This is a genomic window from Chloroflexota bacterium (assembly GCA_013152435.1).
Taxonomy (GTDB): Bacteria; Chloroflexota; Anaerolineae; order DUEN01; family DUEN01; genus DUEN01.
This window is the reverse complement of record JAADGJ010000124.1, coordinates 1-8,252: the sequence shown is the minus strand read 5'-3', so window position 1 is coordinate 8,252 and position 8,252 is coordinate 1. Positions and strand designations below refer to the sequence as shown.

Below are 8,252 nucleotides of genomic sequence, written 5' to 3'. Positions count from 1 at the left end.
GGAGTTGAAGGAGAAGAAGCACCGGGTGGAGGATGCGCTGAGTGCGACCCGGGCGGCGGTCGAGGAGGGGATCGTGCCCGGCGGCGGCGTGACGCTGCTGAACGCCGCGGAGGCGCTGAACGACATCGAGACCGAGTATGAGGATGAGGCCACCGGTGTGAAGATCGTGCGCCGAGCGTTGGAGGAACCGACACGACAGCTGGCCTTCAACGCGGGCGAGGACGGCGCCGTGATCGTGCAGAACATCCGCCGGTACCAGGAGGAGCAGGGCAACAAGCACATCGGCTACAACGTGATGACCGGCGAGTATGTGGATATGTTCGAGATCGGCATCATCGATCCGGCGAAGGTGACCCGCTCGGCGGTGGAGAATGCGGCCAGCATCGCGGCCATGATCCTGACCACCGAGGCGTTGATCACCGATATCCCCGAGCCGGAGAAGGCCGCTCCCCAGGCGCCCGGCGGCGGGTACGGCGGCTTCTAAGCTCGCATCCCTTTGAGGCAATCACAAGGCCCCCGAAGCTTCGGGGGCCTTTTCGCGTCGAGGATGTGCCGGGGCCATCACGCCGCCGGGGTCGAGCCCGGCCGCACCAGGGCCATCAGCCCCACCGCAGCCAGCGCCGCCAACAGAGCGCCGAAGTAGAACGGCGTCGCCGGCCCCCACGTCTGCCACAGGATCCCGGCCAACAGGCTAGCCGGGAAGGCCATCAGCCCTACCACCGCATGATACAACCCGTATGCGGTCGCTCGCTGGCCTCCATGCACGAGATCGGCCACAAACGCCCGGGCCACCCCTTCCGTCGTCCCGTAATACAGACCGTATAACACATACAGGGCGACCACCTGCCAGGCCGTCCCCGCCACGGCGAAGCCCAGATACACCAGGGCGTACAGCCCCCAACCGATGAGGATGACCCGCCGGCGGCCCAGGTGATCGGACAGCACGCCCGCCGGCATCGCGATCAGCGAATACAGCACGTTGAACCCGACCAGCATCAAAGCGATGTGGAACGCGCTCAGCCCCAGGTTCTGCGCTCGCAACAGCAGAAAGGCATCGGACGAGTTGCCCAGGGTGAAGAGAGCGATGACGCCCAGAAACATGTAAAACGGGAGCGAGAACCCACGGGCCCGCAATAGGGGTCCCCCTTTGGAGCGAGGCCCGGAAGGCCGCACGTCCTGCACGAAGACCGCCAGCAACAGCACCGCCAGGAACCCGGGGATGATGCCGATGAGTACGATGGTACGATATGTGGCCTGGGTCAACTCCAACGTGGCGCGCTGGGTCGCGGCGATCACCCACGCGGAGAGGGCCAGCCCCACCACGGCGCCGGCCGTGTCAGCCGCCCGATGCCAGCCAAACGCCCGGCCCCGCGTCTCCACGGGCGCCGAATCGGCCAGCAGCGCGTCCCGGGGAGAGGTGCGGATCCCCTTCCCTACCCGATCCGTCCACCGCACGGCCAACACCGTCCCCCAATTCCCCGCCACCGCCAGGAACGGCTTGGCCACGGCGGACAGCGCATAGCCGGCGAAGGTGAGCCACTTCCGCCGCCCCACACGATCCGACCACCATCCACTCCCCACCTTCATCAGGCTGGCCGTCGCCTCAGCCACCCCCTCGATCAGGCCGATGATGGACGTCCTTACGCCCAGCACGTTGGCCAGGAACAGGGGCAGCAACGTCAGCGTCATCTCCGAGCTCACATCGGTCAGGAAGCTGACCAACCCCAACACGAACACGTTTCTGGTGAGGCCGAAGAAACGTGTCTCCTGCGCTCGCGCGTCCGATTGAACGGCCATGTGCTCCTCCTCCTGTGAAATCCCTATCCCGATATCCGCCCTCTCAGTCGTCGGACAGGACCTCCTCCGTGAGCTCCCGGATGCGCGCTCGTGCCACCGCGAGCGCTTGGCGCCCTCGATCCGTCAGCTGATAATAGCGGCGCACCCGGCCGCCCACGACGTTTCTCTCCGACACCAGATACCCCGCCTCCTCCAACGCGTGCAAGGTGGGATACAACGTGCCCGGGCTCAGGTCATACCCATGGCGGCGCAGCTCCTCGATCATCTCCAGCCCATAGATCGGACCCTTCCCCGCGTGGTAGAGGATGTGGATCTTGATGAATCCGCTGAAGAACTCCCGTACCAGTTGGTCCATACCCCGCCCCTTGTTAACGGATCTCGATATCGACTTCCGATATTATAAACTCCGGAGGGAAACCTGTCAATGAGCATCCCCATGCGGCGGTCGTCCATAATCCCGCCCCGGAATCGCAGAGAGGACACCGAAGGATTGCGGGCGCATCCATTATGTCAATTCAAAAACGCACTTGACTTTTTCCCCTCCTCGTGATATGCTTGCAACCAAGCTCACGACAGCAAGACAAGCCGACTGAATAGCCGGTTTTGGTCGAGGTGAACCGAGGCGATTCCCCCTCGGTGATCGGGCACAGAAGCCGGTCCACTTCCGGATCGTATGAGCCCCATACGTGCTTCCGGGGAGCTTGTCCTGTCTCACGGCATACGTGGGAACCCTCAGGTGTCAAGGATCAGCGCAACCGCCAACGAACTCATCACCTCGCTGTCCACTCCTTGCATACCGCCCAATGTGTAAACACGTATGATGTTTTGCGTGATGGCGGCGCCTTGGGATCCTGACGCCTGTATCAACCCATAGATCCTAATTCAACCGTAAACGACGCAGCCCTGGGGGGAAGCCCTCCCCGTTGGCAAGCGTTCCATTCCCCCACACAATAACAGAAGGCACACGCACATCGACGTAGCAGCCCTCCCCCATGCTCGTGTTGCATGCGTGCGCTGATCCCTATCCACCAAGCATTAAGGAGGAGAAATCATGGATCGTAGGCTTCTGGCGATGACCTTCACGCTGTTCGTCGTGCTGGGGTTGCTCCTGTCCGCCTGCCAGATGGCGGCGCAGCCGGCTCCGGCCCCCGCGGCCGAGACCTCCGCCGAGGAGGCGCCTAAGCCGGCGGAGGCAGCTCCGGCCGCTCAGCAAGGCAGCCGGCTGGAGACCGTCAAGGCACGAGGGAAGGTGATCTGCGGCGTCAACGGCGGCCTGCCCGGGTTCAGCTACCTGGACGAGACCACCGGCAACTTCACCGGGTTCGATGCCGACTACTGCCGGGCGGTGGCAGCCGCCATCTTCGATGACCCGAACGCCGTCGAGTTCCGTCCCCTGTCCGCCAAGGAGCGATCCACCGCCCTGCAGACCGGCGAGATCGACGTGCTGATCCGCAACACCACGTGGACCATCTCCCGAGACGCCAGCTGGGGTAACTTCGCCCCCACCACCTTCTACGACGGCCAGGGCATGATGGTGCACAAGGAGCTCGGAGCGACGAAGCTGGAGGATCTGGCCGGGGCATCCATCTGCGTGCAGACCGGCACCACCACCGAGCTTAACCTGACCGATCAGATGCGGGCGCGCGGGATCGAGTTCACGCCGGTGGTGTTCGAGGAGATCGACGCCACGTATGCGGCCTACGAAGAGGGGCGCTGCGATGCCGTCACCAGCGATCGCTCCCAGCTGGCGGCCCGCCGCACCGTCTTCGCCAACCCGGCCGACCACATCATCCTCGACGTCGTGATGTCGAAGGAGCCGCTGGGCCCGGTCGTGCCCCACGGCGACGATCAGTGGTTCGACGTCATCAAGTGGATCGTCTTCGGGACCATCCAGGCGGAGGAGCTGGGCATCAACTCCCAGAACATCGACAGCTTCATGGACTCCAAGGACCCGGTCACCCGCCGTCTGCTGGGGTTGGAGGGCAACCTGGGTGAGCAACTCGGGCTGTCCAACGACTTCGTCGTGCGGATCATCCGCCACGTGGGCAACTACGGGGAGATCTTCGATCGCAACCTGGGCCCCGGCACCCCGTTCAACATGGATCGAGGTCCGAACAAGCTGTGGACGGACGGCGGTCTCCTCTACTCGCCACCGTTCCGTTAAACCGGCCACGCCCGTGGCCTGAGCGTGAGGCAGCTCGGCATTCCTGAGGGCATGCCGGGCTGCCTTTGTAGTAAAGAGGCCTCCCGTGAGCGGTCACACCTCACGGACCCTGGTCCCCACCCGGCCCCGGCGGTTCGCCGCGTGGCCCGCTGTGCTGCCGGATGGGGACCGCCTCGAAATGACTCGGGGGCCATCTCCGTCCCCCACCACACCGAATCCTAGCGACAGGTGAACGTGTATGGCCCAACAGGCTAGATTCCATCATCAGCCGGTACCCTTCTGGCGAGACGTCCGTGTGCTCGCCATCTTCACTCAGATCCTGTTCCTGCTGGTCGTGATCCTGGTCGCCGGGCTGCTGTATGCAAATATGACCCACGCGTTGGCCCAGCGAGGGCTATCCCTGGGCTTCGGCTTCCTGAAGCTGGAGGCCGGCTTCGAGATCGGCGAGGGCATCCGGTACAGCCCCAGCGATACCTACGGGCGAGCGTTTCTGGTAGGCGTGGTCAACACGCTGCTCGTGAGTGGGCTGGGCATCCTCTTCGCCACGATCCTGGGCGTGATCGTCGGCGTCGCCCGGCTGTCCAACAACTGGCTGCTGACCCGCATCGTGGGGGCGTACATCGAGCTGATCCGGAACACCCCGCTGCTGGTCCAGCTGGTGTTCTGGTACTTCGCCGTGATCCTCCAGCTCCCCCCGGTGCGCCAGAGCCTGGAGCTCCCCGGCAACATCTACATCCACCAGCGCGGCGTCACCATGCCATGGCTGATCCCCTCGCCCACGTTTAAGCTCTGGCTGCTCACCCTGGCCGCCGGGATCATCCTGGGCATCCTCGCATGGCGCGTGCTGATCCAGTACCAGCTCCGCACGGGACGGACGACGTACCCGATCACCGTCGGCCTGATCGTGTTCATCGTGCTGCCGATCCTCGGATGGTACCTCCCGGGCGAGACGCCCGTATCGTGGGAGATGCCCGTTCTACAGCGGTTCAATTTCACGGGCGGCCGGACGCTGACGCCGGAGTTCACCGCCCTGCTCGTCGGGCTCGTGGTGTATACGGGCGCCTTCATCGCCGAGATCGTGCGCGCCGGGATCCAGGCCGTCCCACGCGGGCAGCTGGAGGCGGCTCGGGCGCTGGGGCTCAGCAACGCGCAGATGCTCCGCCTGGTGATCTTCCCCCAGGCGCTGCGCATCATCATCCCCCCGCTGACCAGCCAATACCTGAACCTGGCCAAGAACTCCAGCCTGGCCATCGCCGTGGGGTACCCTGACCTCTTCGCCGTGGGCGGCACCATCGCCAACCAGACGGGGCAGCCCGTGCCGGTCATCATCATGATCATGAGCAGCTACTTGAGCATCAGCCTGCTGACCGCCCTGTTCATGAACTGGTACAATCGACGCGTACAATTCGTGGTGAGGTGAATATGGCCACAGATTCCGAGGTCATGCGCCCTCCGATTACGTCGCTCGGCGTGATCGGGTGGCTCCGTCAGAACTTATTCAGCTCCTGGTACAACACACTGCTCACGTTCTTCTCCGCCTGGCTGCTCTACGTCATCCTCACGAACTTCCTGCACTGGGCGTTGACCGTAGCCCGGTGGGACGTGGTCACGGCCAACCTGCGCCTGTTCATGGTGGGCCAATACCCGCCCGACCAGGTATGGCGCGTGCAGCTTCTGGTCACGCTGATCGCCCTGCTGTTCGGCCTGAGCTGGGGGACGTGGAAGGGCATCATCCGAAGCATCTCCATCAGCCTGGCAACCGGCTTCGGCCTGCTGGGGCTGCTTCCCTTCAGCCTGGGGGTACGTCTGTGGTTATTCGCCAGCCTGGCCGCCGTATTCATCGGCTTCATCCTCGGCCACGTGCTGAGCACGCGGGGCGACCTCCTCCGTCGGCGGATGGCGAGGGGCCTCCTGGCCGTGTGGTTCCTGCTGTTCCCGCTGACCATCGTCCTGCTGCGCGGCTTCCAGGGGACCCCCTGGCTTCCCCCCATCGGCACGAACCTGTGGGGCGGCCTTTTGCTGACCTTCCTTCTGGCGGTCGTGGGCATCCTGGCCTCGTTCCCGCTGGGCGTGCTCCTCGCCCTGGGCCGCCGCAGCGAGATGATCGTGATCCGCACGTTTTCCATCCTCTTCATCGAGCTGGTCCGAGGCGTGCCGCTGGTCACGATCCTCTTCATGGCGCAGATCATGCTGCCCCTCTTCCTGCCTCCGGGGCTTCGCATCGACCGCGTGATCCGTGCCATGGTGGGCATCACGCTGTTCAGCGCGGCGTACATGGCAGAGAACGTGCGCGGCGGGCTTCAGTCCGTACCGGAAGGACAGGTGGAGGCGGCCCGGGCGCTGGGGCTGAGCGGCCCCCTGATCCTCCTCTTCATCGTGCTGCCCCAGGCGCTACGAGCCGTGATCCCCGCCATCGTGGGACAGTTCATCAGCCTGTTCAAGGACACCACGCTGGTGGCCATCATCGGCCTCATGGACCTGTTGAACGTCGGCCGGGCGGTGCTGGCCAACCCGCAGTTCCTGGGGCTGCATCGAGAGGTATACCTGTTCATCGCCGTCATCTTCTTCATCTTCAGCTACGCCATGTCCTACTCCAGCTACCGCCTGGAGGAGGCCCTGGGCGTGGGCGAGCGGTAAACCAACAGCGGTGGAGGTACATCTATGCCTGAGGAGAGGCAGAACTCGGTCGAGGACATCATCATCTGCCGAGATGTGCATAAATGGTTCGGCGATTTCCACGTGCTCCGCGGCATCAGCATGACGGTCAAGCGCGGCGAGGTCGTGGTGATCTTCGGGCCCTCCGGCTCCGGTAAGTCCACGTTCATCCGCACCCTCAACCGACTGGAAGATCACCAGAAGGGCCAGATCATCATCGATGGCATCGAGCTGACCAACGATATCCGCAACATCGAGGCCATCCGCAGCGAGGTGGGCATGGTCTTCCAGTCCTTCAATCTCTTCCCCCATCTCAAGGTGATCGACAACATCACGCTGGCGCCGATCTGGGTGCGCAAGTGGCCCAAGGCCAAGGCGGAGCAGATCGCGCTGGAGCTGCTGGAGCGCGTGGGGATCCCGGAGCAGGCCGATAAATATCCGGCTCAGCTCTCGGGCGGCCAGCAACAGCGGGTCGCCATCGCCCGGGCGCTGGCCATGCAGCCCAAGATCATGTTGTTCGATGAGCCCACGTCAGCTCTGGACCCGGAGATGATCAAGGAAGTGCTGGATGTGATGCGGGAGCTGGCGGAGTCGGGCATGACGATGATCGTCGTCACCCATGAGATGGGATTCGCCCGTGAGGTGTGCGATCGAATGTACTTCTTCGACGAGGGAAAGATCGTGGAGAGCGGCACCCCGGAGGAGATCTTCAATAATCCGCAGGAGGAACGCACCAAGGAGTTCCTATCTCAGATCTTGTGAGCGGATTATGAGTCGGGCGGGCAGCGGCATGCTACGGTTGCACCACCAGCGGCCCCAGGTCCACGAAGTCGCCGCCGGTGGAGACCAGGGAGCGGCCGCCGTCCGCCCGACTGTATAGCCCGACCCGCCAGACGTACGTGCCGGACGGCAGCTGGACCCGATACGGCTGAACCAGGACATCGCCGGGCCACCAGTCTCGACTCAGCAAAGCCATGCCATCCACCTGTGCCACGCGCTCGCCGGAGGCGTCCAGGATGTGATTGAACGCCGTCATGTCCCGCGTGCGCACCTCGGGAGGAGGGTCCAGCACGTGCCAGAATAACGTCACCACCAGCGGCCGACCCGCTCGCGCATCGGAGGGGAACGCGTATCCCATCAGGGCCATCCCCACATCGAACACGGGCTCCGGCTGCAAGGGCGTCATCTCCAGGTCGATCTGAGCGGCGGGCGGCAGCCGATAGAGCCGGGCGGGCGGATGGCCATCGGCCAGATCTCCCTCCCACACCAGCTGCCCCAGGCGACGCAACGCCTCCTCCGTCTCCGGGGACTGAATCGCCCACAGATACAGGCTCGGGCGATCGTAGGCCAGGAGCAGCGCGGCCGGCGAGGACGGCGCCACGAAACGCGCCCAAGGGGGGTTCCCGATCAGCATGGCCACGACGGCAGGTTCGCTCTCATAGCCGGGATCGACCCCGCTCACCGCGACGCGCACCTCTTGCGTCCCCAGGCGATCGGCCCACTCCCGGGCCACGGCCAGCGTCTCCTGCCAGCGCCGCAACGGGACGCCGAAGGCCCGCCCCCCGGCCCCCGCCTGCACCGCTCCCAGCATATCCGCATAACAGCCCACCCAGATCAGCGCCAGGGCGCCGGCCAC

At 64.6% G+C, this 8,252-nt stretch carries 8 protein-coding genes; 5 read left to right on the top strand and 3 right to left on the bottom strand.

The window, feature by feature from the left end; translation table 11 throughout:
* The coding region (gene groEL / locus GXP39_17920) for a chaperonin GroEL (GenBank protein NOZ29910.1) at positions 1 to 484 on the top strand (484 nt) is incomplete at its 5' end.
* Positions 485 to 561: 77 nt separating this feature from the next.
* On the opposite strand, the gene GXP39_17915 is transcribed toward groEL, so the two are convergent.
* Positions 562 to 1,797, bottom strand: coding sequence for an MFS transporter (locus GXP39_17915; protein ID NOZ29909.1), 1,236 nt, complete (start codon positions 1,795 to 1,797; stop codon positions 562 to 564).
* Positions 1,798 to 1,840: 43 nt separating this feature from the next.
* Positions 1,841 to 2,152 (bottom strand): helix-turn-helix transcriptional regulator, encoded by a 312-nt coding sequence (locus GXP39_17910; GenBank protein NOZ29908.1) that lies wholly within the window; start codon positions 2,150 to 2,152, stop codon positions 1,841 to 1,843.
* A 696-nt stretch (positions 2,153 to 2,848) separates the two neighbouring features.
* On the opposite strand from GXP39_17910, the gene GXP39_17905 reads away from it, so the two are divergent.
* The 4 genes from GXP39_17905 to GXP39_17890 all read left to right on the top strand — a co-directional run bounded on the left by GXP39_17905 (position 2,849) and on the right by GXP39_17890 (position 7,378).
* A complete protein-coding gene (locus GXP39_17905) occupies positions 2,849 to 3,961 on the top strand; it encodes an amino acid ABC transporter substrate-binding protein (protein NOZ29907.1) in 1,113 nt (370 codons plus the stop codon).
* Between the two features lie 238 nt (positions 3,962 to 4,199).
* Positions 4,200 to 5,381, top strand: a complete 1,182-nt coding sequence (locus tag GXP39_17900) for an ABC transporter permease subunit (GenBank protein ID NOZ29906.1) — start codon at positions 4,200 to 4,202, stop codon at positions 5,379 to 5,381.
* Between the two features lie 2 nt (positions 5,382 to 5,383).
* Positions 5,384 to 6,598 (top strand): amino acid ABC transporter permease, encoded by a 1,215-nt coding sequence (locus GXP39_17895; protein NOZ29905.1) that lies wholly within the window; start codon positions 5,384 to 5,386, stop codon positions 6,596 to 6,598.
* A 24-nt stretch (positions 6,599 to 6,622) separates the two neighbouring features.
* Positions 6,623 to 7,378, top strand: a complete 756-nt coding sequence (locus tag GXP39_17890) for an amino acid ABC transporter ATP-binding protein (protein NOZ29904.1) — start codon at positions 6,623 to 6,625, stop codon at positions 7,376 to 7,378.
* Positions 7,379 to 7,409: 31 nt separating this feature from the next.
* Here GXP39_17890 and GXP39_17885 read toward each other — a convergent pair.
* Positions 7,410 to 8,252: hypothetical protein (locus tag GXP39_17885; GenBank protein NOZ29903.1), on the bottom strand; the 843-nt coding region annotated here is incomplete at its 5' end.

Bases quoted from the DNA above. Each gene is read 5' to 3' on its own strand.
- GXP39_17910 (NOZ29908.1), bottom strand. From the start codon at position 2,152: ATGGACCAACTGGTACGGGAGTTCTTCAGCGGATTCATCAAGATCCAC.
- GXP39_17915 (NOZ29909.1), bottom strand. From the start codon at position 1,797: ATGGCCGTTCAATCGGACGCGCGAGCGCAGGAGACACGTTTCTTCGGC.
- GXP39_17900 (NOZ29906.1), top strand. From the start codon at position 4,200: ATGGCCCAACAGGCTAGATTCCATCATCAGCCGGTACCCTTCTGGCGA.
- GXP39_17895 (NOZ29905.1), top strand. From the start codon at position 5,384: ATGGCCACAGATTCCGAGGTCATGCGCCCTCCGATTACGTCGCTCGGC.
- GXP39_17890 (NOZ29904.1), top strand. From the start codon at position 6,623: ATGCCTGAGGAGAGGCAGAACTCGGTCGAGGACATCATCATCTGCCGA.
- GXP39_17905 (NOZ29907.1), top strand. From the start codon at position 2,849: ATGGATCGTAGGCTTCTGGCGATGACCTTCACGCTGTTCGTCGTGCTG.